This window comes from Enterobacter sp. K510 (assembly GCF_055804875.1).
Genome location: NZ_JBNRLQ010000005.1, coordinates 174,561 through 200,200, shown reverse-complemented (window position 1 = coordinate 200,200; position 25,640 = coordinate 174,561). Strand labels below are relative to the sequence as shown.

At 57.4% G+C, this 25,640-nt stretch carries 22 protein-coding genes and 4 tRNA genes; 5 read left to right on the top strand and 21 right to left on the bottom strand.

Annotated elements, in window-relative coordinates:
* Positions 1 to 100: 100 nt before the first annotated feature.
* The 6 genes from uvrD to lptM all read right to left on the bottom strand — a co-directional run bounded on the left by uvrD (position 101) and on the right by lptM (position 5,785).
* Positions 101 to 2,263, bottom strand: coding sequence for a DNA helicase II (gene uvrD, locus ACQUTD_RS10685; protein WP_473275223.1), 2,163 nt, complete (start codon positions 2,261 to 2,263; stop codon positions 101 to 103).
* 137 nt (positions 2,264 to 2,400) lie between these two features.
* Positions 2,401 to 3,117, bottom strand: coding sequence for a 5-amino-6-(5-phospho-D-ribitylamino)uracil phosphatase YigB (gene yigB / locus ACQUTD_RS10680; RefSeq protein ID WP_473275225.1), 717 nt, complete (start codon positions 3,115 to 3,117; stop codon positions 2,401 to 2,403).
* Complete coding sequence (gene xerC, locus ACQUTD_RS10675) at positions 3,117 to 4,019, bottom strand: tyrosine recombinase XerC (RefSeq protein WP_473275228.1); 903 nt, start codon at positions 4,017 to 4,019, stop codon at positions 3,117 to 3,119. The genes yigB and xerC overlap by 1 nt, the downstream gene beginning before the upstream one ends.
* Entirely contained in the window at positions 4,016 to 4,723 is a 708-nt protein-coding gene (locus ACQUTD_RS10670; protein WP_318362581.1) for a DUF484 domain-containing protein, read from the bottom strand. The genes xerC and ACQUTD_RS10670 overlap by 4 nt, the downstream gene beginning before the upstream one ends.
* Positions 4,720 to 5,544, bottom strand: a complete 825-nt coding sequence (gene dapF / locus ACQUTD_RS10665; protein ID WP_318377428.1) for a diaminopimelate epimerase — start codon at positions 5,542 to 5,544, stop codon at positions 4,720 to 4,722. The genes ACQUTD_RS10670 and dapF overlap by 4 nt, the downstream gene beginning before the upstream one ends.
* A 37-nt stretch (positions 5,545 to 5,581) precedes the next feature.
* Positions 5,582 to 5,785, bottom strand: coding sequence for an LPS translocon maturation chaperone LptM (gene lptM / locus ACQUTD_RS10660; RefSeq protein WP_072571099.1), 204 nt, complete (start codon positions 5,783 to 5,785; stop codon positions 5,582 to 5,584).
* 135 nt (positions 5,786 to 5,920) lie between these two features.
* Here lptM and cyaY point away from each other — a divergent pair, with 135 nt between their 5' ends.
* On the top strand, positions 5,921 to 6,241 hold the full coding sequence (cyaY, locus tag ACQUTD_RS10655; RefSeq protein WP_318377425.1) for an iron donor protein CyaY: 321 nt from the start codon (positions 5,921 to 5,923) through the stop codon (positions 6,239 to 6,241).
* Here the strand turns inward: cyaY and cyaA are convergent.
* Positions 6,238 to 8,775, bottom strand: coding sequence for a class I adenylate cyclase (gene cyaA, locus ACQUTD_RS10650; protein WP_072571097.1), 2,538 nt, complete (start codon positions 8,773 to 8,775; stop codon positions 6,238 to 6,240). The genes cyaY and cyaA overlap by 4 nt on opposite strands.
* 338 nt (positions 8,776 to 9,113) lie before the next feature.
* Between cyaA and hemC the strand changes: the two genes are divergently transcribed.
* The 4 genes from hemC to hemY are packed head-to-tail and all read left to right on the top strand — an operon-like array spanning position 9,114 to position 13,185.
* On the top strand, positions 9,114 to 10,055 hold the full coding sequence (gene hemC, locus ACQUTD_RS10645) for a hydroxymethylbilane synthase (protein ID WP_318377424.1): 942 nt from the start codon (positions 9,114 to 9,116) through the stop codon (positions 10,053 to 10,055).
* On the top strand, positions 10,052 to 10,792 hold the full coding sequence (gene hemD, locus ACQUTD_RS10640) for a uroporphyrinogen-III synthase (RefSeq protein WP_473275234.1): 741 nt from the start codon (positions 10,052 to 10,054) through the stop codon (positions 10,790 to 10,792). The genes hemC and hemD overlap by 4 nt, the downstream gene beginning before the upstream one ends.
* A gap of 21 nt (positions 10,793 to 10,813) precedes the next feature.
* The gene (gene hemX / locus ACQUTD_RS10635; protein ID WP_473275236.1) at positions 10,814 to 11,986 is read left to right on the top strand and encodes a uroporphyrinogen-III C-methyltransferase; all 1,173 of its coding nucleotides are present in this window, start codon (positions 10,814 to 10,816) and stop codon (positions 11,984 to 11,986) included.
* 2 nt (positions 11,987 to 11,988) lie between these two features.
* Positions 11,989 to 13,185: a protoheme IX biogenesis protein HemY gene (gene hemY / locus ACQUTD_RS10630; protein WP_318362579.1), complete on the top strand. Its 1,197-nt coding sequence runs from the start codon at positions 11,989 to 11,991 to the stop codon at positions 13,183 to 13,185.
* A 573-nt stretch (positions 13,186 to 13,758) separates the two neighbouring features.
* Here the strand turns inward: hemY and ACQUTD_RS10625 are convergent.
* The 14 genes from ACQUTD_RS10625 to wzzE all read right to left on the bottom strand — a co-directional run bounded on the left by ACQUTD_RS10625 (position 13,759) and on the right by wzzE (position 25,627).
* Positions 13,759 to 13,835 (bottom strand) — tRNA-Pro (locus ACQUTD_RS10625).
* Positions 13,836 to 13,872: 37 nt separating this feature from the next.
* Positions 13,873 to 13,959: transfer RNA gene (locus ACQUTD_RS10620), tRNA-Leu, on the bottom strand.
* Positions 13,960 to 13,984: 25 nt separating this feature from the next.
* Positions 13,985 to 14,060: transfer RNA gene (locus ACQUTD_RS10615), tRNA-His, on the bottom strand.
* 65 nt (positions 14,061 to 14,125) lie between these two features.
* Positions 14,126 to 14,202 (bottom strand) — tRNA-Arg (locus ACQUTD_RS10610).
* Positions 14,203 to 14,314: 112 nt separating this feature from the next.
* Positions 14,315 to 15,700 (bottom strand): bifunctional threonine/serine APC transporter ThrP, encoded by a 1,386-nt coding sequence (gene thrP / locus ACQUTD_RS10605; protein WP_072571092.1) that lies wholly within the window; start codon positions 15,698 to 15,700, stop codon positions 14,315 to 14,317.
* 181 nt (positions 15,701 to 15,881) lie between these two features.
* Positions 15,882 to 16,622 (bottom strand): lipopolysaccharide N-acetylmannosaminouronosyltransferase, encoded by a 741-nt coding sequence (wecG, locus tag ACQUTD_RS10600; protein WP_473275239.1) that lies wholly within the window; start codon positions 16,620 to 16,622, stop codon positions 15,882 to 15,884.
* Between the two features lie 11 nt (positions 16,623 to 16,633).
* On the bottom strand, positions 16,634 to 17,986 hold the full coding sequence (gene wzyE / locus ACQUTD_RS10595) for an ECA oligosaccharide polymerase (protein WP_318377548.1): 1,353 nt from the start codon (positions 17,984 to 17,986) through the stop codon (positions 16,634 to 16,636).
* Positions 17,983 to 19,062, bottom strand: a complete 1,080-nt coding sequence (locus ACQUTD_RS10590) for a TDP-N-acetylfucosamine:lipid II N-acetylfucosaminyltransferase (RefSeq protein ID WP_473275241.1) — start codon at positions 19,060 to 19,062, stop codon at positions 17,983 to 17,985. Before ACQUTD_RS10590 ends, wzyE begins: the two co-directional genes overlap by 4 nt.
* A complete protein-coding gene (gene wzxE / locus ACQUTD_RS10585) occupies positions 19,059 to 20,309 on the bottom strand; it encodes a lipid III flippase WzxE (protein WP_473275243.1) in 1,251 nt (416 codons plus the stop codon). The genes ACQUTD_RS10590 and wzxE overlap by 4 nt, the downstream gene beginning before the upstream one ends.
* Position 20,310: 1 nt before the next feature.
* On the bottom strand, positions 20,311 to 21,441 hold the full coding sequence (gene rffA / locus ACQUTD_RS10580) for a dTDP-4-amino-4,6-dideoxygalactose transaminase (protein ID WP_473275548.1): 1,131 nt from the start codon (positions 21,439 to 21,441) through the stop codon (positions 20,311 to 20,313).
* Between the two features lie 4 nt (positions 21,442 to 21,445).
* Positions 21,446 to 22,138 carry a dTDP-4-amino-4,6-dideoxy-D-galactose acyltransferase gene (rffC, locus tag ACQUTD_RS10575; RefSeq protein ID WP_473275245.1) on the bottom strand — a complete coding sequence of 231 codons (693 nt, stop codon included), beginning with the start codon at positions 22,136 to 22,138 and terminating at the stop codon, positions 21,446 to 21,448.
* Positions 22,135 to 23,397 carry a UDP-N-acetyl-D-mannosamine dehydrogenase gene (wecC, locus tag ACQUTD_RS10570; RefSeq protein ID WP_321988243.1) on the bottom strand — a complete coding sequence of 421 codons (1,263 nt, stop codon included), beginning with the start codon at positions 23,395 to 23,397 and terminating at the stop codon, positions 22,135 to 22,137. Before wecC ends, rffC begins: the two co-directional genes overlap by 4 nt.
* Positions 23,394 to 24,524 (bottom strand): non-hydrolyzing UDP-N-acetylglucosamine 2-epimerase, encoded by a 1,131-nt coding sequence (wecB, locus tag ACQUTD_RS10565; protein ID WP_072571085.1) that lies wholly within the window; start codon positions 24,522 to 24,524, stop codon positions 23,394 to 23,396. The genes wecC and wecB overlap by 4 nt, the downstream gene beginning before the upstream one ends.
* A 56-nt stretch (positions 24,525 to 24,580) precedes the next feature.
* The gene (gene wzzE, locus ACQUTD_RS10560) at positions 24,581 to 25,627 is read right to left on the bottom strand and encodes an ECA polysaccharide chain length modulation protein (protein ID WP_318374245.1); all 1,047 of its coding nucleotides are present in this window, start codon (positions 25,625 to 25,627) and stop codon (positions 24,581 to 24,583) included.
* Positions 25,628 to 25,640: the final 13 nt, after the last annotated feature.

The window sequence follows — 25,640 nt, the reverse complement described above, 5'->3', positions numbered from 1 at the left end:
AAAATGGCGTCAACACGCAACGGAACGGCTGAGGATATTAATTAACCTTCCCGGTATAAGGCTAGCAGAATATTACAAAATTATGATATTTTTCTGAATGTTACACCGTTTCCAGCTTCGCATAGGCGGCTACCAGCCATTTGATGCCCTGACCGGGGAACGCGATTTGCAGACGGCTGTGCTCGCCGCTGCCTTCCAGATTCACCACCGTACCTTCGCCGAATTTTGCATGGCGCACGCGCTGTCCCAGCTTAAAGCCGGAATCGCTTTGGGTGATGGGCGTACCTAACTGCTTGTGCGTCACCGGACGGCTGATGCTGGCGCGCAGACGCACCTCCTCCACGCACTCTTCCGGCAGCTCGCCGATAAAGCGTGACGGGCGGTGATAAACCTCTTTACCGTACAGACGGCGGGTTTCCGCATAGGTGATGGTCAGTTTTTGCATGGCGCGGGTAACGCCCACGTAGGCCAGACGGCGCTCCTCTTCCAGACGGCCGCCTTCATCCAGCGACATCTGGCTCGGGAACATGCCCTCTTCCACGCCGACGATAAATACCTGCGGGAACTCCAGCCCTTTCGCGGAGTGCAGCGTCATCAACTGCACCGCATCCTGCCAGGTATCCGCCTGCCCTTCGCCCGCTTCCAGCGCTGCGTGGGACAGGAATGCCTGCAACGGCATCAGATCTTCTTCTTCGTCGTTGTAGCTGAACTGGCGCGTTGCCGTCACCAGTTCCTCTAAGTTCTCCACGCGCGCCTGGCCTTTTTCGCCTTTCTCCTGCTCATACATGATGAACAGCCCGGAATCTTTGATCACCCGGTCCGCCTGCACGTGCAGCGGCATGTCGGAGGTTTCCTGCGCCAGGGCTTCGATAAGCTCCATAAAGCGTTGCAGCGCGCTGGCGGCGCGGCCCGCAAGGGCTCTCTCCTGCAATAGTTCACGGCTGGCCTGCCACAGGGTCAGCTGCCGGTCGCGCGAAGCCTGACGCACCACGTCCAGCGTACGATCGCCTATGCCGCGCGTGGGAGTGTTCACCACACGTTCAAAGGCGGCGTCGTCGTTACGGTTGGCGATCAGACGCAAATAAGAGAGCGCGTCTTTGATTTCCTGACGTTCGAAGAAGCGCATACCACCGTAAATGCGATACGGCATCCCCACCTGCAGGAGCGCCTCTTCCAGCACGCGCGACTGGGCGTTGCTGCGATAGAGAATGGCGCACTGCTCCAGCGCGCCGCCGCTGTCCTGCCAGGTTTTAATGCGGTTAACCACGAAGCGCGCTTCGTCGAGTTCGTTAAAGGCGCAGTAGAGCGAAATCGGATCGCCATCGATGCCGTCGGTCCACAGCTTTTTCCCCAGTCGCCCGTTGTTGTTTTCAATCAGGGCGTTGGCGGCACGCAGAATATTGTTGGTGGAGCGATAGTTCTGCTCAAGGCGGATAGTTTCCGCACCGGGGAAGTCGTTCAGGAAGCGCTGGATGTTTTCCACCTGTGCGCCGCGCCAGCCGTAGATCGACTGGTCATCGTCGCCGACGATCATCACCTTGCCGGTGTCGCCTGCCAGCAGGCGGATCCAGGCGTACTGAATGTTGTTGGTATCCTGGAATTCATCCACCAGAATATTGGTGAAGCGCTCGCGGTAGTGGTTGAGGATGTGCGGCTTATTGAGCCACAGCTCATGGGCGCGCAACAGCAGCTCGGCAAAATCCACCAGCCCTGCGCGATCGCAGGCTTCCTGATAAGCCTGGTAGACTTTCTGCCAGGTCTGCTCCACCGGGTTGCCGAAGCTTTGAATATGATGCGGGCGAATGCCTTCGTCTTTCTGACCGTTGATGTACCACATCGCCTGACGCGGCGGCCACTGCTTCTCGTCGAGGTTCATGGCTTTGATCAGACGGCGTAACAGACGCAGCTGATCTTCGCTGTCGAGGATCTGAAAATCCTGCGGCAGATTCGCATCCATATGGTGCGCGCGCAGCAGACGGTGCGCGAGACCGTGGAACGTTCCGACCCACATGCCGCCCTGGCTGTTGCCCATCAGCTGGCTGATACGGTGGCGCATTTCCGCCGCCGCTTTGTTGGTGAAGGTCACCGCTATAATGGAGTACGGCGAGCAGTTTTCTACCGTCAACAGCCAGGCGATACGGTGGACCAGTACGCGTGTCTTACCGCTGCCTGCGCCTGCCAGCACCAGCATATTGGTGCGCGAGGCGGCTACCGCATCACGTTGTTTGTCATTGAGGCTGTCGAGCAGGTAAGAAACGTCCATTGGCACCGCCACGTAGTAATCAGAAACAGAACGAATTGCCTGGTGGCGCTTCGCTTACCGGGTCTGCGTTATCGCAGGGCGGATAAGCAGAGCGCCATCCGCCAAAACCCTGGTATTTTATACAGAACTATTGGTGATTATATCAGCGAGGTCAGAGATGCCAACTGCGAAATTTCAAGGTGCGGCAATAAACGGCTGTCGGTGGCGGTCATCAGGCTGGCCCCTTGCGGTTTGATCCAGCACGCCTGCATGCCATAACGGATCGCCCCGGCCACGTCAGTGGTGAGGTCGTCGCCCACATGCAGGATCTCCCCTGCGGGCACGCCGAGCTTTTCCGCCGCCATCTGATACATATCGCTGAAGGGTTTCGAGCGGCCGTGCGGACCGGCGCGCAGCACAAAGGCAAAGTAATGACCCAGACCGAACCGTTCAGGCTCGGCGTTGCCATTGGTGATGGCCACCAGCGGCCACTTTTTGCCCAGCGCCGCCAGAGTGTCGTGCGTGGCCTGCGGCACATCAATGCGGCTGCGCCAGTGGGCGAAGTTTTCCATGGCGGCACGGGCGCCGGCATCGGCTTCTTCCGCGTTCAGTCCGGCGTTCAGCATCGCCTGCATCACTGCCCGACGCCGCCATTCGGTTACGTCATGATAAATATCCGGCTCGCTTTCGCGTAACGCCTGGCGCAGCTGCTGAAAATCGCTCTTTTGCAGCGCCTTCAGCGCCGGATGGTAATTTTGTACGAAAGTCAGCGACTCCTGTTCGGTACGCAGGATCACCGGATGGTTGTCATACAAGGTGTCGTCGAGATCGAACGTCAGGGCCGAAATGTGGCCCAAAGGACGGTAAAAACGCATTATTTCCCCCGTTTGGCGCGCGGATGCGCCGCGTCATACACTGAGGCAAGATGTTGAAAATCAAGGTGGGTATAGATCTGCGTGGTGGACAGGTTCGCGTGCCCCAGCAGTTCCTGCACGCCGCGCAGATCGCCGCTCGATTCCAGCATATGGGTGGCAAAGGAGTGACGGAGCTTATGGGGGTGAACATGGCTGTTCAGCCCCTGCTTGATACCCCACTCCGCAAAGCGTTTCTGCACGTTACGCGCGGAGATCCGCTTACCCGTCTTCGATAAAAAAAGCGCGTCCTCATCGCTGCCAAACAGACCGCGCAGATCCAGCCAGTGCTCGATCCAGCTTACCGCGTTACGACCAATCGGCAGGCGGCGCTCTTTGCTGCCTTTACCCATCACCCATACTTCGCCGGTTGATAAATCCAGATGTTTGATATCAAGCCCGACCAGCTCTGACAGACGCAGACCCGCGCCGTACATCACCTCCAGCATCGCCCGGTCGCGCACCGCCAGCGGATCGTTAAGATCGATATCCAGCAGGCGATTCACATCATCGACGTCGATATTTTTTGGCAAATGGCGCGGTGCTTTTGGCGCGGCGATGCCTTTAGCCGGATTGGCAGATAGCTCACCCTGCGACACCATCCAGTCGAATAAACTGCGCAGGGCAGACAGGCGCAGCGCAAGGCTGGCCGCGCCCAGGCCGTGGCGACGGCTACGGACCGCAATGGTGCGCACGCTGGCGGCATCGCAATCTGCCCAGCGGGTAATACCGGTTTCACGGGCGATTGCCATGATGGCATCGAGCTGACGCCGGTAGTTGAGCAGGGTAATGGGGCTGAGCTGGCGCTCAACGCCCAGGTAGCGCAGAAAACGGCTTACCGCATGGTCAAGAGAGGTGTCGCTCATATGCGCTCGATCCAGCGCTCCAGCAGCTCCGGCAGCATCAGGGCAATCTCCTGAAGCAGTTGGGTTCCCTGCCCTTGCTGATAATGGTGCACGTCACGGCTGCTGAACAGGATCACCCCAAGATCGCCGTCACGCCCCATCATCGACATCGCCACCGAGCCGATGGCTTTGGCGTCAGGGAGTATCACCAGTAATTCCGGGCCGTTCAGGGTACCAAGATAGTGATTTTCATGACCAAGGCGCTGAATACGCAGCGGCTCAAAGGCCTGACGGCTCAGCGCCAGATGGGTGAAGCCGGACGGCGCGCCAATGCGCCAGCGATCGGGAAATAAACGGATGCTCGCCCCCGCCAGGCCCATTTCACGCGCCCAGCGGTGGAAACGGTTGAGCAAATCCTCAAGGCTGCTGGCGGACGCCAGACGGCCCTGTAAACGCAGCAGGCGATAGAACAGGCTTTCGTTGGTACTGGCCTGCTCCATCAGCAGCGTCATATTCTCTTCGAGCACATTGATGTGATGCCGGGCGCGGGCCATCTGCCATTCGACGAGAGAGACGGCGCCGCGCACCGGGTGCGGCACGTGGAGGAGTTCCACGGCGCGCGCATTACGGATAAAGAACTCAGGATCGCGCAGCAGATACTCCACCACATCACTGTCATTGAGTGTGGCCGTCGCCTCCTGCTGTTCTTCCCCTGTCTGCTTCATAAATGAATAAATCCGTCGTAAACATGTGTCGCCGGGCCAGTCATATACAGAGGATGGCCCGGCCCCTTCCAGGCGATGTCGAGTCGGCCGCCTGGTAAATCCACGCGCACCTCTTCCGCCAGTAAGCCTTGCTGAATGCCGACCGCAACCGCCCCACAAGCGCCGCTGCCGCAGGCCTGGGTTTCGCCCGCGCCGCGCTCAAAGACGCGCAGCCGGATCTGTTCGCGCTTTACCACCTGCATAAAGCCGATATTAGCCCGCTCCGGGAAGCGCTCATGGCTTTCCATGGCCGGGCCGAGGGTTTCCACCGGCGCGCTGTCGACATCCTCCACCTGAATGACGCAGTGCGGATTGCCCATAGAAACCACGCCGCAGAGAATAGTCTGCTCGGCAACGCGCATAATATAGGTCTTTTCCGCTTTGTTGGCGCGAAATGGCACCGCGGACGGCTCAAAGTTTGGCTCGCCCATATTCACGCGCACCAGCTCATCTTCCGTGACGCTCAGCACCATGCGGCCATTGGCCGTGCTGACGCGAATATCGCGTTTATTGGTCAGCCCTTTCAGCCGCACAAAGCGGGCGAAACAGCGCGCACCGTTACCGCACTGGGAGACTTCGCTGCCATCGGCGTTAAAGATGCGGTAATGAAAATCGAGATCCGGATCGTAAGGCGGTTCGACGATCAGCAGTTGATCAAAACCCACCCCCAGATGTCGGTTGGACAGACGGCGGATCAGCTCTGGCGAAAAAAAGACATTCTGCGTTACCGCGTCGACGACCATAAAATCGTTGCCAAGGCCATGCATTTTAGAGAACTGCATCATCTACTCCATTCCCGCGGTTACAGAATAAAATCTGTTAGTAATTTACCTGAGTAGGGCCGTCATTGTTGCCACGATCGTTACGCGTTGGCGTCAGTTCTTGCTCGGTGCTTTCTACCTTTTTGGTCGGCGGCGGCGCTGACTTATCGGCTGGCGGGAAATAGAGCGGGCCTTTCAGACCACAGCCGGCCAGACTGCATAACGCAACGAAAACAAAAAGCGTTCGGAACACATTCTTCATTATGGTTTGCCTGTAAGTTCATGCTTGCTGTTTCTATCATCGCAGGAGAAGCCGCAAAAGCAAGAGTTTGCGCACCTCCTGCATTGGGAATTGTTTCGCGTTATACTCGCGGCATCACGAAAAAAAGGAAAAAAAATGAACGATTCAGAATTCCATCGCCTGGCCGATAACCTGTGGCAGACCATTGAAACCCGTCTGGATGAATGGGACGGCGACGGCGATATTGACTGCGAAATCAACGGCGGCGTGCTGACCCTGACGTTCGAAAACGGCAGCAAAATCATCATCAACCGTCAGGAGCCGCTGCATCAGGTGTGGCTGGCGACCAAACAGGGCGGCTACCATTTTGATTTGCAAGGCGATGAGTGGATTTGCGATCGCAGCGGCGAGCGCTTCTGGGATCTGCTGGAGCAGGCCGCCACGCAGCAAGCGGGCGAAGCGGTCAGCTTCCGTTAAGAGAAATACTGCTGCAACAGCGGAGCGTCGTCATCCTGATTGGCAGGAGGAACGGCGCTGATTGTCTGATTGCGGAACGGGATCACCTGCGCGCGCCCGTTCACCTGCACAATCTGATAGAACTGCGGCAGATTGAAGTTGATAAAGCTTGAGCCGTAGGTAAAGCGATCGTGCGACGAGGAGTAGAAGCGGCTGACGTCGCGTACCAGCTCCTCGGTGCTGCCTTCACAGTGGTGATACACCTCTGCGCGGTTGCTTTCATCAAGGATGTAGATCGTAAAGCCGTTGTTATCCGCCGAGGCTTCGAAGAAGAACTGAATAATGCCCTCGCTGGCAAAACCATCCACCACCGGCGGCAGTTTGACCTGATTGGTCTCGACCTGCACCGACAGCCCGTGCAGCTTGTTGTGGGAAATGGCACCGTAAAACTCGATCGCATTTTCCAGCTTCTGCACCGACACGTTCAGACGCTCAAAGAACAGTCCCCAGGTTTGCCCTGCCACGCGCAGCGCTTTGAAGCGCCCGGTTTCCTGACGGGTGCTGGACAGGCGTAATTCAATGCACTCGGACACCAGCTGCTGCACGCGGGTACGGATCAGACCGCGCAAATGCTGGCTGTAGCAGAACACTTCCACGCTGTCCGGCGGCGCGGCGTCCTGATGCATTTTGCCGAGAATGGTTTTCAGCGCTTCGATCATCGCCTGCTCGCCGTTGAAGTGCAGGGTACGCACTTCATTCCACGAGTTGCGATACAGCAGATCGACGCTGCCCACCAGGCAGTTCTGCTGCTCGCCGAAGCTGAACACATCCAGCTTACGGAAATCAAAATGCACCACCTGATTGCGGAAGGCCGCCGTCGGGTCATATTCCAGATTGACGATGATCGCCAGATGGCGAATTTCACACGGGCTGTAGAGCGCTTTCGGCGTCGGCGCGGGTAAACGCAGCGGGAAGTGGTGCGACACATCCGCCACCATTTCCTGTAGCTTCGCCAGATCCGCCACGCCGTTGCCCTTAATAAACAGCCGGGTGCGTGAAGTCAGCAGGCCGTTAAACCACGCCCAGGCCACCAGCTTATTCAGATAGCGGTTATATTCCAGCGGCTGATGGCTGATGATGGCGTCCATGCTTGGCGCACGGTTGTAGAGATACCAGCCAGCGCGGTTGGCACGGCCCGGCGGCACATGGATAAAGGTCAGATTCGGTTCCGAAAGATCCGGTGAAATCTGCGGGTTAACCAGCGTCACTTTGCCCGGCAGCGCTTCAAAGGCGGCATACAGTTTACGCGTCAGCACGCCGATATCCTGCGGACTGGCGGAAACGCTTAAATTATTGCGGCGCGCGAAACGGATCAGGTTGCGATAGGTTTGCATCATCGCATCAAGCAGTTCATTGTGCGCTTCGCGAACCTGTTCGATTTTCCAGTTGGCGCGGTTGTCGAGCATGGCAAGACGCTCATCGTCCCAGCCCCACTCTTTCACCAGCGAACTGACCACTTCACGACGCCAGCCCACGCAGGCGCGTTCGCGGCTCAGTTTTTCGCATACTTTCAGATAGAAGCAGCGGCGTACCAGGTCGAGACGGGTGAAATCTTCGATAGCGGTCAGATAGGCGGTCACGCGCTCCAGCATCATGCAGTAGTGATCGAGACCAAAAGAGACGATCTCGCCGTCGTGCAGACGCTGTTTGATATCTTTCGCCAGCAGGCGGGTATTCGGATATTCCCAGGAATAGGCTTCCAGCAGCAGCGTTTTCAGCACCGCTTTGTACGGGGAATCGATACTTTTATACAGCTGCCACAGGCTGGCGCCGAAGTACTCTTCGGCGGACAGGGAGCTTAAGCCGCCCAGATCCAGCCATTCGTTTGGCGTCAGCACGCCCTGCGCGTAAAGCGACATGACGTAATCGTCATAATGATCTTCTTCGTCGCCCGGCACCATATTCCACAGAATACGTTTCCCGGCCAGACGCACCGCGGTGCGATAGAATTCGTCGAGCAGCAAAATATGCTGCGTGGAGCCGCAGTCTTCGCCGCCGAGGCTGCCGCTTTCGTTATGCCTGAAACGGTTTTCATCGATCAGGAAGAAGCTAACTTCCACGCCAAGGGAGGCGGCCCAGCTTTCCAGCAGGCTGCATTTGCGCTGCAATAGCTGGCGCTCGTCGTTATCGAGCCAGGACTGATGGCAAACCCAGATGTCGAGATCCGAGGAACAGCTTTGCCCCACCGACGAGGTACTGCCCATGGAGTACACGCCGGTAATCGGCAGTTCGCCCTGTGGAGGGGTATCCTGCGGCGGCAAGTCGAGTTCGTTCAGATAGTGAAGTTGGGTTTCATCAGGCGTGTAAAGGCAAATACCACTGGGAACGTTACCGTCAAGGTAACCCGGCATCAGCGGATGGTGGTAATGCAGCAATGTAGGCAGCAGACTGTATACCTGCTGGAAAGCAGGCCCCATAGCAGCCAGCGCGCGATCGACACGCAGTTGGTTTATGGCATCCAGTCTCTGTTTCAGAGTCTCAATATAGAGGTACAAGACGTATCGCCTGATGTTTAAACCTTCCCGGTTGCGGTTGCGATGGCCTTCCCGTCACCGAACTGTTCAGATTTCAGTATTTCAAAATTACCCGTCGCCACGTTTTCGCCCTTGTGTTTTTAGGAGTACAGTCGAAAAAATGGTCTAAAACGTGATCAATCTAACACCTTGCCGATTGACCGTAAAGAAAGATGCACTACATACAAGTGTAGCATCAATCATTATGTGTAAATTCCCAAATACGGCTACGTCCCTCTTTCCCGCAATCCTCCGTGAAACCTGACACCCTATGGCAACAATGTTAGGATGGTCAGCGGACGATAATGACGGTAACAAGCATGTTAGACAATGTTTTAAGAATTGCCACACGCCAAAGCCCCCTTGCGCTCTGGCAGGCACAATACGTTAAGCAGCGCCTGATGGCGTGCCATCCGGGCCTGACCGTTGAGCTGGTGCCTATGGTGACGCGCGGCGATGTGATCCTCGATACGCCGCTGGCAAAAGTGGGCGGTAAGGGATTGTTTGTTAAAGAGCTGGAACTGGCGCTGATTGAAAATCGTGCCGATCTGGCCGTCCACTCAATGAAAGATGTGCCGGTTGAGTTCCCGAAGGGGCTGGGCCTGGTCACCATTTGCGAGCGTGAAGATCCGCGCGATGCCTTTGTCTCCAATAATTATGACAGCCTCGACGCCCTGCCCGCAGGCAGCATCGTTGGCACGTCAAGTTTACGCCGCCAGTGTCAACTGGCCGAACGCCGCCCGGATCTGGAGATCCGCTCGCTGCGCGGCAACGTCGGCACCCGTCTTGGCAAGCTGGATAAGGGCGACTATGACGCCATTATTCTGGCGGTCGCCGGTCTCAAGCGTCTTGATCTGGAAGATCGTATCCGCATGGCGCTGCCGCCTGAGCTGTCGCTGCCCGCCGTTGGTCAGGGCGCGGTCGGTATTGAGTGCCGTCTGGACGATACCCGCACCCATGCCCTGCTGGCTCCGCTCAATCATGCCGATACCGCGCTACGCGTAAAAGCCGAGCGGGCGATGAATACGCGGCTGGAAGGCGGCTGCCAGGTGCCGATTGGCAGCTATGCTGAATTAGTCGACGGTGAGATCTGGTTGCGGGCGCTGGTTGGCGCGCCGGACGGCACCGTGATGATCCGCGGTGAGCGACGCGGTAAGCCTGAAGAGGCAGAACAGCTGGGCATTTCCCTTGCCGAAGAGCTGCTGGCGAACGGCGCGCGCGAGATCCTGACCGAGGTCTATAAAGGAGAAGCACCCGCATGAGTATTCTGGTCACCCGCCCGTCCCCAGCCGGGGAAGAACTTGTGAGCCGTCTGTGCGCACAGGGCCAGGTGGCCTGGAGCTTCCCGCTGATTGAATTTACCCCAGGGCGGGAGCTGGCGCTGCTGCCGGAAGTGTTTGCCGCCCTGACGGCGAACGATATGGTTTTCGCCGCCTCACAACATGCCGTCACCTTCGCCAGCGCGCACCTGCGTAAGCTTGGCCTGCGCTGGCCCCACGCGCCGCACTATTTCGCTATCGGCCGCACCACGGCGCTGGCATTGCACACCGCCAGCAGTCTCAACGTGCGCTATCCTTCGGATCGGGAAATCAGCGAAGTGTTGCTACAATTACCTGAATTACAAAATATTGCAGGCAAACGCGCCATCATTTTGCGCGGCAATGGCGGACGAGAATTGCTCGGGGATACGCTGGCGTCGCGGGGTGCGGATGTCGAATTTTTTGAATGTTATCAACGCTGTGAGAAGTCTTACGATGGCGCGGAACAGGCGATGCGCTGGCAGTCTCGCAGGGTCACGGACATTGTGATCACCAGCGGCGAGATGCTGCGTCAACTTTTCGACCTGATCCCCGCCTGGTATCGTGAAAACTGGTTACTTCGCTGCCGCCTGATCGTGGTCAGCGAACGTCTGGCGAACCTCGCCCGGGAACTGGGCTGGCAGGACATTAAGGTCGCTGATAATGCTGACAACGATGCGCTGCTTCGCGCATTACAATAACTTTCATAATGGGAAGCCATAATGACGGAACAACAGAAAGACTCCGCCGTGGTCGATGAAACCAGGGAGGCGGTGGACACCAGTCCACAGCCAGAAAAAGCACCAGAACATGAACGCGCGAACGCGAATAAAACCAGTCTTGTGCTCAGCGCCATTGCGATTGCCATCGCGCTGGCCGCCGGGGTTGGGCTGTATGGCTGGGTGAAACAGCAGAACGCGACACAATCCGAAACCAGCGATGCGCTGGTCAATCAGGTTACTGCCCTGCAAAAAGCGCAGGAAACCCAGAAAAGCCAGTTCGAGGGCATCATTAAGCAGCAGGCTTCACAGCTGGAAGAGGCGCAGCGTCAGCAGGCGACGCTGGCGAAACAGCTTGAGGACGTGCAGCAAAAAGTCGCCACTATTTCCGGCACCGACGCCAAAACCTGGCTGCTGGCGCAGGCAGATTTCCTCGTCAAACTGGCCGGGCGTAAACTGTGGAGCGATCAGGACGTCACCACCGCTGCGGCGCTGCTGAAAAGCGCCGATGCGAGCCTCGCCGACATGAACGATCCGAGCCTCATCACTGCCCGCCGCGCCATTACTGATGACATCGCCAGCCTTTCCGGCGTCGCGCAGGTGGATTACGACGGCATCATCCTCAAAGTGAACCAGCTGTCCAACCAGATCGATAATCTGCGTCTGGCGGACAACAACGACGACGATTCTCCGATGGATTCCGACAGCAGCGAGCTGTCCAGCTCCATCAGCGAGTGGCGCGTCAACCTGCAAAAAAGCTGGCAGAACTTTATGGACAGCTTTATTACCGTGCGCCGTCGCGATGAGACGGCCGTGCCGCTGCTGGCGCCGAACCAGGACATCTACCTGCGCGAAAACATTCGCTCGCGGCTGCTGGTCGCAGCCCAGGCTGTGCCGCGTCATCAGGAAGAGACTTACAAACAGGCGCTGGATAACGTCTCCAGCTGGGTACGTGCTTATTACGATACCGACGATGCCAGCACCAAAGCCTTCCTGGACGATATTGATAAGCTGAGCCAGCAAAGCATCACCATGAACGTGCCGGAGACGCTGCAAAGCCAGCCGATCCTTGAAAAACTGATGCAGACCCGCGTGCGCAATCTGCTGGCACAGCCGGGTGCGGCCGCGGGTGAGGCTGCGCAAGACGCGCCTGCCGCTGCGCCGCAGGGAGAATAATCATGTTAAAAGTATTATTACTCTTTGCATTGCTGTTAGCCGGGATCGTGCTCGGCCCGATGGTCGCCGGGCATCAGGGTTACGTACTGATCCAGACGGACAATTATAATATCGAAACCAGTGTGACCGGCCTTGTGATCATTCTGATCCTCGCCATGGTCGTACTCTTTGTGATCGAGTGGATCTTACGTCGCATTATACGCACCGGGGCACATACCCGCGGCTGGTTTGCCGGCCGTAAACGCCGCCGTGCCCGTAAACAGACCGAACAGGCGCTGCTCAAGCTGGCGGAAGGCGATTATCAGCAGGTTGAAAAGCTGATGTCGAAAAATGCCGATCACGCTGAACAGCCGGTGGTGAACTACCTGCTCGCCGCTGAAGCGGCCCAGCAGCGCGGGGACGAAGCGCGCGCCAATCAACATCTGGAGCGCGCCTCGGAGCTGGCGGATAACGATCAGATCCCGGTGGAAATCACCCGTGTTCGCCTGCAACTGGCGCGCAATGAAAACCATGCGGCGCGCCACGGCGTCGACCGACTGCTGGAAATCACCCCGCGTCATCCGGAAGTGCTGCGTCTGGCGGAGCAGGCGTATATCCGTACCGGCGCCTGGAGTTCTCTGCTTGATATTCTGCCTTCCATGGCAAAAGCGGACGTTGCTGATGAAGCCCATCGTGATGCCCTTGCACAGCAGGCGTGGATTGGTTTGATGGATCAGGCCCGCGCCGATCAGGGCAGCGATGGCCTGAAAGCGTGGTGGAAAAACCAGAGCCGTAAAACGCGTCAACAGGTGGCGCTGCAGGTGGCGATGGCCGAACATTTAATCGAATGTGACGATCATGACACTGCCCAGCAGATCCTGCTTGATGGCCTGAAACGCCATTACGACGACCGGCTGGTCATGGTGATCCCACGGTTGAAGACCAATAATCCTGAGCAGGTGGAAAAAGTGCTGCGTCAGCAGATCAAAACCCAGGGCGATCGTCCGCTCCTGTGGAGTACGCTGGGTCAGTCGCTGCTTAAGCATGGTGAATGGAAAGAAGCCAGTCTGGCGTTCCGCGCCGCGCTGAAACAGCGTCCGGATGCCTTTGACTACGCCTGGCTTGCCGATACGCTGGATCGTCTGCATATGCCTGAAGAAGCCGCCACTATGCGTCGTGACGGTCTGCTGTTGACCCTTCAAAACAACCCGCCGCAGTAATTTCCCCCATCGTCACCCTCTCCCACCGGGAGAGGGCATAAAAAAATGCCCGTTCTGAAACCAGAACGGGCATTAACAGGTCTGTGTGACAACAAATCGGTGCTTCACTCAACGTTGTGTCCATGGTGTTTGATGAGGCCGAAGCGACATCTGTCTGTGGACGATAAGCACCATTAAATGGCTCTGCGTCATTCCTGAGTTTATGAGGCACTAAGGCGAACATAAGAGGTGGAATGAGCATCTACACATATATTATTGCACAACCCGTGCCAGATTTTTATCCCTAAATCTCGTAGCTCTGAATCTTTTAATATTTTTGGATTTTCATCACGTTACGCGTCAGGTCACAGGTCATTTTGTGATGTTGCGCGGGAAAATTGTCGCCATTAAGCGACAAAATGGAATCGTTATAAAAATATGCTTAAAAAACATCGGGATAACTGTCTCCTATCCGCGACATTCATCGGCGGCGACGTCGTCGAAAAGCAACAAGCAGGAAACAACAGGGAAAAGAGGTGATAACAGTGAGGAACGGCAGAAAACAAAAAACCCCGCCGAAGCGGGGTTCAAAATTGGTCGGCGAGAGAGGATTCGAACCTCCGACCCACTGGTCCCAAACCAGTTGCGCTACCAAGCTGCGCTACTCGCCGAAATACTGCTTTTTGACTTTTTAGTTAAATCAATTTGTGGTGCGAGGGGGGGGACTTGAACCCCCACGTCCGTAAGGACACTAACACCTGAAGCTAGCGCGTCTACCAATTCCGCCACCTTCGCATTCCACGGTACTCTTTGTAACTAATGGGGTGGCTAATGGGACTCGAACCCACGACAACTGGAATCACAATCCAGGGCTCTACCAACTGAGCTATAGCCACCACTGATATTCTTTCACGCGGCCCTGCTACCATCACAGGCCACCGCAGCTCCAGCACCGGGTAAATGGTGCGCCCGACAGGATTCGAACCTGAGACCTCTGCCTCCGGAGGGCAGCGCTCTATCCAGCTGAGCTACGGGCGCTTAGCGCCGTTGCGGGGGTGGATAGTACGGACTTCGGGCGTACCTGTCTAGTGCTTTTTAAAAGAAATCTCCAGAAAATGCGCGTTTGGTTATGCTTTGCGCATTTTGCTGCTTATTTCCCCAGCTTATCAGGCTGCGTATAGCGATTAAGGCCTAAAACCTTATAAACCACCGTGACTGCGGCGAGGAAGATGATGCCCACAAACAGCGACATACGGGTGTCCTCATTCAGGCCCATGCCAATCAGTACACAAATCAAAAACGCCATGGTGGCGTAGTTTGCCCACGGGAACAGCACCGAGCGGAACGGATGGGTGGCAATGGCCGCTTTATGCGCCTGACGGAAACGCAGCTGGCTTATCAGGATCACAAACCACGGCACCATCCCCGGCAAAACGCTGGCGCTGTAGACGTACACAAATACGCGCTGCGGGTTAGGGATGATGTAGTTCAGGCAGGAGCCAATCAGCAGAATGACGATAGAGATCGCCACGCCCGCCACCGGTACGCCGTTACGGGAGACTTTCGCCATTGCTGCCGGCAGCTGGCGGTTCTTCGCCAGCGCATACAGCATACGTCCACAGCTGTACATGCCGCTGTTACAGCCGGAAAGCGCGGCGGTCAGCACCACGAAATTGATGATCCCGGCGGCGGCGGTAATGCCGATTTTCGCAAAGGTCAGCACGAACGGGCTGCCGTTGCTGCCAATTTCATTCCACGGGAAAATGGTGACGATGACGAAAATCGCGCCCACATAGAAAATCAGGATGCGCCACAGCACTTTACCTACCGCGCTGCGCAGCGTGACCTGCGGGTTTTTCGCTTCGCCCGCCGTAATACCAATCAGCTCCACGCCCTGATAGGACGCCACCACGATGCACAGCGCCGTCAGGAAGCCTTTCCAGCCGCCCGCGAAGAAACCGCCATGTTCCGTCAGATTGCCAAAGCCAATCGCATGGCCGCCGTTGCCAAAGCCGAAGAAAATCACCCCCAGCCCTACCACAATCATCACAATGATGGTGGTGACTTTGATCATCGCAAACCAGAACTCAATTTCACCGTACAGACGTACGGCGGCAAGGTTTGCCAGCGCCACCAGCCCGACGGCGATCAGCGCGGGGATCCACTGCGCCATCTCCGGGAACCAGAACTGCACATACACGCCGATGGCGGTGATTTCTGAGATACCCACCGCCATCCACATAAACCAGTAGGACCAGGCGGTGAGATAGCCGAAGAACGGGCTCATATAGCGGTGCGCGTACACGGCAAAGGAACCGGCGACCGGCTCAAGGAATAACATTTCGCCCATGGAGCGCATGATGAAGAAGACGAACAGCCCGGCAATAATGTATGCCAGCAATACTGATGGCCCTGCCCATTTCAGGGTGCTCGCCGCGCCCATAAACAGGCCAACGCCTATCGTGCCTCCGAGGGCAATAAGTTCGATGTGTCGAGCTTCCAGCCCACGCTGAAGCTCCGGTTTGTTCTCGGCCATAAATCCTCTGTTGTGTCTGCTACTGTTCCCGGCGGTGCGGGTTATAGTTATGACTCAGTGCAATGCATTGAGTGGGCGAATGGTTTCTTAATTCGGGGAAAATGGCAAACGATGGTTAACAAAAACGTATGAGTTGCTCAATAAAAAAGCAGGCGGCGCATTGCACCGCGCTGCCTGTCGATTACATCTGGCCGCGATAGTGCCAGGCAAGATAGCGCAACAGCTTCAGTTGGCGGGTGAGGCGACTCGGTTGCGATAACAGGCGATACAGCCACTCAAGTCCCATACGCTGCCAGACTTTCGGCGCACGCTTCACATGGCCGGTGAAAACGTCATAGGTGCCGCCTACGCCCATATAGAGCGCCTGCGGATATACCTCGCGGCAATCCCGCATCAGGAGCTCCTGGCGCGGCGAGCCCATCGCCACGGTGACGATTTTCGCGCCGCTGTCGCGGATACGCTCAAACAGCGCCTGACGCTGGTCTGCAGTGAAGTAGCCATCCTGACTGCCGACAATATTCACCTGCCACTGCGCGCGCAGCTTTTCCTGCGTCTGGGCCAGCACGTCCGGCTTACCGCCCACCAGAAAGACGGGCGTACCCTCTTTTCCGGCGCGCGCCATCAGCTCTTCCCATAAATCCGCCCCGGCCACGCGCTCGACCTTCGCCTGCGGATACTTTTTGCGAATGGAACGCACAACGCTGATGCCGTCGGCATATTTATACTCTGCCGCTTCAATCAGGGCCCGCACCTGGGCGTCATTTTCCACGGCGAGCATTTTCTCGGCGTTGATCGCCACCAGCGTGCCCTGCTTCAGCGCGCCTCCGGCATAGAGGTGATCCAGCGCATGTTGCATATTCCGCCAGCCAATCAGCTTCAGCCCGCGCAGGGTGTACACCGGGGCGTCGGTTTTGTCAGTCATGGGATTCCTTATCAGACCTGTGAAAGGGTTTTGTGGGCGCGCAGCACGCGGGCATGGATCAGCCCGGCGCTGTCAAACAGCCAGTACAACAGTTTGGCCAGCACCAGACAGGCCCCAAAGACAACGAGGAAAAAGACCACCCGCGAGACGAACGAGTCCAGCCCTTCCCTTGCCAGCACAATCATGTTGAAAATGGCGCCGAAACAAAAGCTGTGCAGAATGGCCGCTTTATAACGATTGGTTTCCCGGTTGCCCAGCTGATACAGCCAGTCGAACCACTTAATGATCATCCCCACCACCACGGCACCGAGCGGGATAAACCATACGCCGCCCATCACCACCAGCGAACCGATCAGCGTTGGCGAGATAGCCAGCCCGGAGTGGTTATTCAGCACTTCCCAGGTAAAGTAATTGGCGGTATTCAGCACAATGCCAGGCCGGTCCGGCCACAGCCAGGTCGGGATAAACACATAGAAATCGCGCACAATGGGCGCCAGCCCCTGGAAGTCGATTTTGTCGTAGTTTTGCAGCAGCAGCGACAGGTTCTCCCACGGCGAGAAGGTATCGCGCGTCAGGTAGAGGAAGGTATAAAAAGCTTCGTCGCCGCTGACGTTCAGCCCGTAACGCTTAAGCGCCAGCCAGAACATGCCGACAATACCGAGCACCCCCGCCGCTGCCAGCATCCACAGCGAGATCCACCCGCGAATGATGCCGATAAATAAAAAGATGGCGAAGGCGATAATGATATTGGCGCGCGTACCGCCCACGATCATATAGGTCAGCAGGCCAAAAGCCACGGTGCTGACGAGGAAGAACAGCCATGCCCGCCCGTCCTGGCGCAGAAAATAGACCACCAGCATCGCCGGAATAAAGAAGTAGAAGAAACGCTTGAGCGCCACGCCGGAGACTTCGCTGGAGAAAATCTGGCTGTACGAATGCAGGCGGAACAGCAAAAAGCCGTTGTGCATAAAGAAAATACCCACGCTGACGAGCGCGATCCCCATCAGCATCACCCACGCCAGATGCGCTTCCACCCGATTAATGGTGAACAGCGGACGGCGTTCGCGTTCCTGCCCTACCGGGCGCAAACGGGTTTTATAGGTCACATAATAGATGGCATAGAAACAGGCCGCCGCCAGCAGGCTCTGCATCATTATGCCCGGCGGGGCCACGCCCACGTCGAAGCGGAACACCAGCACGCTGGTGAGCGGGAAACCGAAGAAGAAGGTCAGCAAAAACAGCAACGAGAAGAAAACGTTGAAGTTAAAGCGTACGCGGCGGAATTCAAACCACGTCAGCGTGCCGATAAACAGCGAGGCCAGCAGCCAGATGACCAGTAATCCGCAGAACTCAAGCTGACTCATGCCACCTCTCCCGCCGCGATACGCAGCGCCTGATGCCAGGGCGTCAGATAGTTAGGGCTGAAGAAGGTAATGGCGTTTTTATCCACCGCCGCCAGCTGGCGCTGCGCTTCGCGCACCACCGCCTCGTTCAGCGCATCACCGGTAAACAGCACCGGAATGTGCTGCTCCACCATATCCTGCCAGAACGGATTTTCACGATTGAGCACGCACGGCACACCCGCCTGGATCAGCAGACAGAGCGTGCCGATCCCCTGCTGACGGGCAAAGATAAAATAGCCCAAATCGCACTGGCGCAGTAAATCCAGGTATTCCGCAAATTCCATTTTCTCGCTGAGAATGCGCAAATGCTGCGGGCTGAACAGGGTTTCACCCGCCTGCCGGACCTGCGCGATATACGCCTCGTTATTCGCGGGATAACCCATAGGCACAATGACGTTCACCGTATCGCCAAACTGCTGGTGAATGGCCTTCAGCGCAGCGATATGTTCATTGCTGGGATCGCCGGAGTTGCCCACCAGCACGGTCAGTTTGCCTTCGCTACGTACGGCAGGCGCCATAGTATTGAGGGACGGATCCATGCGCGTCGGGAAGTAGAGCAACTCGCCGCGCACCTGCGGATGGCGACGGGCAAAAAATTGCAGATCGCCGCGCGTGGCAAAGATACAGCCGACGCGCGCCTGAGCCAGCCGCCGCAGCGGATAAAACAGGCGAAACTTGAGGCTCTGCGACACTTCATACAGATCCGCGCCCCAGGCATGCCAGTTGAACTGCTGCGGCTTGATCGCGCCACGCAGCAGCGCCAGCCACAGGTCAGTATTAAACTGACCATGAAAGAAAAAGCGCTGTCCGCGATCGGCTTTTGCCAGCGAGATGACCGCCTGCGCCAGGGATTTTTTGTCGGCAAAGAAACGCAGTCGCAGCGCGGGAAAAGCGGCGCTGTAGCCGTCATCCGGCCCGGCGATCATAAATTCGCGCGCATGCTCGCCTGTGGAGGCGAGGTGATCGTTAAAAAACCGCAGCACGGTTTGATTATGGTGTGGGATATTCGATCCCAGTACATGAATGAGTGCAGTCATACCCGTTTACGCCAGAGCAAAAACACGCCACAACAAATGGCGAAATAAACAATATAAGTAGCCATATAGGCCTGCGCTGCGCCTGCGGCGCCGTGCGCCGGGATCAGCACGCGGGAAAATCCGGTGAGCAGGGCAAACTGGCTGATTTCCGCCAGAATATAAAATTTCAGCGAGGCGCGGGCGATCACCAGATAGCCGAAGACGTAAGCACCCACTTTCAGTACATCGCCCACCAGTTGCCAGGCAAACAGGTCACGCATGGCAATAAATTTGTCAGAGAACAGCAGCCAGATGGCAACATCCCGCAGCAACCAGACGGTGAAACTCGCCGCCGCCACTGCCGGTAATACAAATTTCAGCGACTTGACGATCTCACGGGTGATGTCCTGTTTCGAGGTCAGGCGCGAGAGCGTCGGCAACAGATAAACGCTGAACGAGGCGGTAATAAACTGCAAATAGGCGTCAGAAATACTGCTGACCCCCTGCCAGATCCCCACTTCGTCCCAGCTGTAGTGCGCCGCGAGCATGTTTCGCATCATCACATAGGCCACCGGCAGGGTGACGGAGGTGATGAGCGCCATCAGGGTAAACTTTGCCAGCTGCCCGGCGAACAGTTTATCCCATTGCGGCTTCAGGTAACCCAGCGGAATAGTTTTACGGCGGATAAGCAGCACAGTCGCCGGGATCACCACCAGCGCCGGTACCAGCGCCAGCCCCAGTAACGCGCCCTGATAGCCGCCGAGGCGGAAGCAGGCGTAATAGGCCATCACGCCCACAATACTGCCGCAAATCAGCGCCAGCGCGTTTCCTGCCGCGTCACGAAAGCCTTTCATCACCGCCAGCAGGAAGTTCGCCCAGGCGATGCCCATCTGCACCAGCGCCACCAGCTGAACCAGCCCCTGGAAATGCGTATGACCAAAGAGTCCCTGGCTGATGGGTGCCGCCGCCAGCAGGAAAACCAGCGCCAGCAGCGTCGAGAAACCCAGCACCATCGCGGACGAGGTGCCGACCACGTTGCGTAGCTGCGTGGGATCGTCATGGTATTGCGCCACCAGCTTAGTGACGCCGTTGAAAATACCCGCCCCGGCCAGCACGCCGAGCACGGTCACCAGCTGGCGGAAGTTACCCGCCTGGCCGACGCCCGACGGGCCAAAAGCCACGGCGAGCAGTTTCACCACCAGCAGTCCCGCGCCAATCTTGACCAGCGTGGACGCGGCGGTCCATACCGAAGCTTTAGCCAGCGACATCTCAGTTAAAATAGCTCAGCAGAGTGCTGATAACCGTACGTTGATTGACCGGTGCCAGATTGTAGAACAGCGGCAGGCGAAGCAAACGCTCACTTTCCTGCGTGGTGTAACGGTCTTCGCCGTGGAACTCACCAAACTGTTCGCCCGCCGGGCTGGAGTGCAGCGGAATGTAATGGAACACCGCGAGAATCTCCGCCTCTTTCAGGAAGGCGATCAGCTTGCTGCGGTCGGCTTCATCGCGCAGTTTGATGTAAAACATATGGGCGTTGTGGCTGCAATCCGCCGGAACCGTCGGCAGTTCAATGCGACCGGTGCGTGCCAGCGGGGAGAGCGCGTCGAAATAGGTCTGCCACAGCGACAGGCGCTGCTGGTTGATGCGGTCAGCCGCTTCCAGCTGCGCCCACAGGTAGGCGGCCTGCAAATCGGCCATCAGATAGCTGGAGCCGATATCGCGCCAGGTGTATTTATCCACCTGACCACGGAAGAACTGGCTGCGGTTGGTGCCTTTTTCGCGGATCACTTCGGCCCGCTCAATCAGCGCGCGGTCGTTGATCAGCGTCGCGCCGCCTTCGCCCCCGGCGGTGTAATTTTTGGTTTCGTGGAAGCTAAAGCAACCAATATGGCCGATTGTCCCCAGCGCGCGGCCTTTGTAGGTCGACATCACGCCCTGTGCGGCGTCTTCCACCACAAAGAGGTTGTACTGCTTCGCCAACGCCATAATGGTGTCCATCTCGCAGGCGACGCCCGCGTAGTGTACCGGCACGATGGCGCGTGTTTTTTCGGTGATCGCCGCTTCGATGCGCGATTCATCAATGTTCATGGTGTCCGGGCGAATATCGACAAAGACGATTTTCGCGCCGCGCAGCACAAAGGCATTGGCGGTGGACACGAAGGTATAGCTCGGCATGATCACCTCATCGCCGGGCTGAATATCCAGCAGCAGGGCGGCCATTTCCAGCGACGCGGTGCAGGACGGCGTTAACAGCACCTTCGCGCTGCCAAAGCGTTGTTCCATCCACTGCTGACAGCGACGGGTAAAACCGCCATCGCCACACAGCTTGCCGCTTCCCATGGCCGACTGCATGTATTCAAGTTCACTGCCTACTACGGGGGGTGCGTTAAAAGGGATCATCATGTCACCTGTATAACCAGTAGGCGGTGCTTTCCACATTCGCACCGCTTTGAATGTAACGTTTAAGCGCGGCGGTATTTCCCGCCTGCGTCGCCACACGTAACCTTGTCAGCTGGCGCGTCTGCGTCCAGTATGACGCCGCCTGCATCAGGGCTTCACCCGCGCCGCGCCCGGCCAGCAGGCCAATACGCGCCTCATGGTCATTGAGCTGGCGCAGGGAGACAAACGCCCGGATGTCGCCGTCAGCGGCGCGGAAAACCAGGCACTGGTGATCAAACTCGCCTTTGACGGCGTTTTCAATCCACTGGGCGTAAAAACGTCCGCTGGCTTCTGGCGGATACCAGGGCGCGCGAAAACGGCTTTGCGCGAATGCCTGCGCCGCCAGCTCGCGCAGCCGCGGAATGTCTTCAGCGCCGGCGACCTGCGCCTGCGGATCGGCCATCGGCGCGCAGAGGTTCAGCGCGAGATCCACTTCCCCTTCCACCAGCTGAAAACCGCGCTGTTGCAGCGCGTCCAGCCGTGCCGCATCGCTGGCCGGAATTTTGACCTGCACCCGCTCCCAGGCGTTGAGATCGGCTTCGGTGATCGCCGGGCCGCTGTCGCTCAGGCGTACGATAGCGCTGCGCAGGCCGAAAAACTGGCTTTCCCAGGCAAGAGGCTCAACCGTACCGTGCAGCGGAAAGGACGGGGCTGTCATCGCCAGACGCCTTTGGTATCAATAATATACTGCTGCGTGATCGCATCGCCCGGAAGAGCTTTAAACTGCTGATGATCCACCAGCATGACGATGACGTCAGCTTTTGCCAGCGCGTCGTCAAGGCTCACCAGTTCGCCCAGACCGGCGAGTTTTTTCGGCAGCGCATGAATATTCGGCTCCACCATCAGGGTGTTGCCGCTGTGCCATTCGGCGATCTGCCGGGCGATTTCCATTGCCGGGCTTTCGCGTAAATCGTCAATGTTGGGCTTAAATGCCAGGCCGAAGCAGGCGATGTTAAGTTCGCTGGCGCGTTTGCCGCTCGCCGTCAGACAGTCGGCAACCGTGGCTTTCACCTGATTCAGCACCCACTGCGGTTTGCTGTCGTTCACTTCGCGGGCAGTGCGGATCAACCGCGCCTGCTGCGGGTTTTGCGACACGATAAACCACGGGTCGACGGCGATACAGTGTCCACCCACGCCCGGCCCCGGCTGCAAAATGTTAACGCGCGGGTGGCGGTTGGCGAGGCGGATCAGCTCCCAGACGTTAATGCCCTGGTCGGCGCAAATCAGCGACAGTTCGTTGGCAAAGGCAATGTTCACGTCGCGGAAGCTGTTCTCGGTGAGTTTGCACATCTCAGCGGTGCGGGCATTAGTGACCACACACTCACCTTCAAGGAAAATGTTATACAGCTCGCTGGCACGGGCGGAGCACACCGGCGTCATGCCGCCGATCACGCGGTCATTTTTGATCAGTTCAACCATCACCTGGCCAGGCAGCACGCGCTCCGGGCAGTAGGCGATATTAATATCCGCCTGCTCGCCCGCCTGTTGCGGGAAGCTCAGATCCGGACGCATTTCCGCCAGCCACTGCGCCATTTGTTCGGTCGCGCCCACAGGTGAGGTGGATTCAAGGATCACCAGCGCGCCTTTTTTCAGCACCGGCGCGATGGATTTGGCCGCCGCTTCCACGTAGGCCATATCCGGGTCGTGATCGCCTTTAAAAGGCGTCGGCACGGCGATCAGGTAAGCATCCGCCGCCACCGGCGTGGTGCTGGCGCGCAAAAAGCCGCCCTCAACCGCCGCTTTTACAACGCTGTCGAGTTCAGGTTCAACAATATGAATTTGCCCGCGGTTAATGGTGTCCACCGCGTGCTGGTTGATATCAATACCCACTACCTGCTTTTGACGGGAGGCGAAAGCCGCCGCGGTTGGCAGTCCGATGTAGCCAAGGCCAATGACAGAAATGGTTGAAAAGCTCATAGCGTTACCCGATTGTGTTTAAGTGCGTGCAAAATTCGACCGCAGGCCTCACCGTCTCCATACGGATTGTGCGCGTGGCTCATCGCCTGCCACGCATCAAAACTGGTCAGCAGGCGCGTGACTTCATCCACGATACGCTGTCTGTCGGTACCGATCAGCCTGACCGTACCGGCTTCCACGGCTTCCGGGCGCTCAGTGGTGTCACGCATCACCAGCACCGGCTTGCCTAATGAAGGCGCCTCTTCCTGAATGCCGCCGGAATCTGTCAGGATCAGCCACGAGTGGTTCATCAGCCAGAGGAACGGCAGGTAATCCTGCGGCTCGATGAGAATCACGTTATCCACGTGCCCCAGGATGCGGTTTACCGGCTCGCTGACGTTAGGGTTGAGGTGTACCGGATAGACAATCTGCACATCATCATGGGCGGCGGCGATGTCCGCCAGCGCGTGACAGATTTGCTCAAACCCGCGACCAAAGCTTTCGCGGCGATGACCGGTCACGAGGATCAGCTTTTTGGATTTATCGATAAACGGATAGCGTCCGGCCAGCTCGTTTTGCAGCGCCTCGTTGTTCAGCACGGTATCGCGTACCCAGAACAGCGCATCAATAACGGTATTGCCGGTGACAAAAATTTTCTTATCGGCAACGTTCTCCCGCAGCAGGTTGTGCCGGGCGTTTTCCGTGGGGGCAAAGTGGTACATCGCCAGATGACCGGTCAGGGTGCGGTTGGCTTCTTCCGGCCACGGCGAGGAGAGATCGCCGGTGCGCAGGCCCGCTTCCACATGGCCTACCGGAATACGCTGATAAAACGCGGCCAGGCTTGCGGCGATGGTGGTAGTGGTATCGCCATGTACCAGCACAACATCCGGCTTAAAAGATTCGAGGATGGGCTTTAGCCCTTCCAGAATGCGGCAGGTAATTTCTGTCAGCCCCTGACCCGGCTGCATAATATTAAGGTCGTAGTCCGGAACGATCGAAAAGAGATGTAACACCTGATCGAGCATCTCACGATGCTGCGCGGTGACGCACACTTTCGCCTCGAAATAAGGATCCTTTGCCAGTGCATGAACCAGAGGCGCCATTTTGATGGCCTCTGGTCGTGTGCCAAATACGGTAAGTACTTTCACAACGATTCTCTTCGATTAGATGATGAAGGCACGGCGGCCTTCATCTCAGACGGCGTTTAGTATGAGCGACGACGCGTTAACGCTACACCGGCTCCGACTAACGCCCCCACAATTCCCCACATGATCATCAGGAAAGCACGACGCGGACTGTCGCGTTTTACCGGTTCTTCCGGTGTGCGCAAATAACGATAAGTCTGAAAACGGGGATCCAGTGTGGGGCCGACGTTGAGCGTATTCAGCATGGCACGGTTTTGGTCATAGTCCAGGTCAAACTCCGGGCCGACGGAACGCAGGTTTTCGAGGCGCGCCTGCAGCATCGGACGGCCCAGCAGGAACATTTCTGAATCAGGCAGTTCGTCGGCCGGCACCTCGGTTTCACTGCGGGAAATATTGTGTTGTTCGGCAACTTTCAGCGCCTGTTCCACGCTGTGAACGCGGCGGTTGAAAATAGCGCGGGCCACCTCTTCCTGACGCTTGACCTGCGCCTTCATCTGAATAGTACGCGCCGCCCATGCGCCTTTCAGCTCATCATTCAGATGGCTGGCAGCGCGCTGGCTGGCAAAGGCCACATACTGACGCAGCAGATTGTTAGCGTCCGGCGCCGTTTCCGCCGTCAGCTTAACGTTGTCATTCAGGTTACGCAGGGCGTCGCCAGGCGTGTACTGGATGTTGTTGATTAATTCATCCAGCATCGCGGCATCGGCTTTGCTGTTACCCACTGTACGCTGCTTGTAATAATCGGTCTGTAACCAGAAATCACGGCGGGTGTCCCATGACGCCAGCTGCATAACAAATTCTTTATAGGCCTCGTCCATTACCGAAGGCTGATCGACCGGCGCCAGGCTGGCTTTAACATCCAGATTACGCAGGAACTGCTGCTGAGAGTAGTAGCCGCCAAGCATGTTCACGGTAGGCCGATCGGTCATTGCCGTGGCGCTCCACTCCTGACGCGCGAAAAAGGTATAGGGTAATACGATCAAGGCGAAAACCAGCGCCACACCTGCAATCCAGAATTTCCCTGCCCACAAAGTACGAAACAAACCACGAATATCCAGTTCATTCTCCGTACCTACTGATTGTGCTCCCGGTAATGGTTGAGTCATCGCTATCCCAGAA

Excerpts from the sequence above, each read along its gene's own strand:
- uvrD (WP_473275223.1), bottom strand. The coding sequence starts at position 2,263 with ATGGACGTTTCTTACCTGCTCGACAGCCTCAATGACAAACAACGTGAT.
- yigB (WP_473275225.1), bottom strand. The coding sequence starts at position 3,117 with ATGCGTTTTTACCGTCCTTTGGGCCACATTTCGGCCCTGACGTTCGAT.
- xerC (WP_473275228.1), bottom strand. The coding sequence starts at position 4,019 with ATGAGCGACACCTCTCTTGACCATGCGGTAAGCCGTTTTCTGCGCTAC.
- ACQUTD_RS10670 (WP_318362581.1), bottom strand. The coding sequence starts at position 4,723 with ATGAAGCAGACAGGGGAAGAACAGCAGGAGGCGACGGCCACACTCAAT.
- dapF (WP_318377428.1), bottom strand. The coding sequence starts at position 5,544 with ATGCAGTTCTCTAAAATGCATGGCCTTGGCAACGATTTTATGGTCGTC.
- lptM (WP_072571099.1), bottom strand. The coding sequence starts at position 5,785 with ATGAAGAATGTGTTCCGAACGCTTTTTGTTTTCGTTGCGTTATGCAGT.
- cyaY (WP_318377425.1), top strand. The coding sequence starts at position 5,921 with ATGAACGATTCAGAATTCCATCGCCTGGCCGATAACCTGTGGCAGACC.
- hemC (WP_318377424.1), top strand. The coding sequence starts at position 9,114 with ATGTTAGACAATGTTTTAAGAATTGCCACACGCCAAAGCCCCCTTGCG.
- hemD (WP_473275234.1), top strand. The coding sequence starts at position 10,052 with ATGAGTATTCTGGTCACCCGCCCGTCCCCAGCCGGGGAAGAACTTGTG.
- hemX (WP_473275236.1), top strand. The coding sequence starts at position 10,814 with ATGACGGAACAACAGAAAGACTCCGCCGTGGTCGATGAAACCAGGGAG.
- hemY (WP_318362579.1), top strand. The coding sequence starts at position 11,989 with ATGTTAAAAGTATTATTACTCTTTGCATTGCTGTTAGCCGGGATCGTG.
- thrP (WP_072571092.1), bottom strand. The coding sequence starts at position 15,700 with ATGGCCGAGAACAAACCGGAGCTTCAGCGTGGGCTGGAAGCTCGACAC.
- wecG (WP_473275239.1), bottom strand. The coding sequence starts at position 16,622 with ATGACTGACAAAACCGACGCCCCGGTGTACACCCTGCGCGGGCTGAAG.
- wzyE (WP_318377548.1), bottom strand. The coding sequence starts at position 17,986 with ATGAGTCAGCTTGAGTTCTGCGGATTACTGGTCATCTGGCTGCTGGCC.
- ACQUTD_RS10590 (WP_473275241.1), bottom strand. The coding sequence starts at position 19,062 with ATGACTGCACTCATTCATGTACTGGGATCGAATATCCCACACCATAAT.
- wzxE (WP_473275243.1), bottom strand. The coding sequence starts at position 20,309 with ATGTCGCTGGCTAAAGCTTCGGTATGGACCGCCGCGTCCACGCTGGTC.
- rffA (WP_473275548.1), bottom strand. The coding sequence starts at position 21,441 with ATGATCCCTTTTAACGCACCCCCCGTAGTAGGCAGTGAACTTGAATAC.
- rffC (WP_473275245.1), bottom strand. The coding sequence starts at position 22,138 with ATGACAGCCCCGTCCTTTCCGCTGCACGGTACGGTTGAGCCTCTTGCC.
- wecC (WP_321988243.1), bottom strand. The coding sequence starts at position 23,397 with ATGAGCTTTTCAACCATTTCTGTCATTGGCCTTGGCTACATCGGACTG.
- wzzE (WP_318374245.1), bottom strand. The coding sequence starts at position 25,627 with ATGACTCAACCATTACCGGGAGCACAATCAGTAGGTACGGAGAATGAA.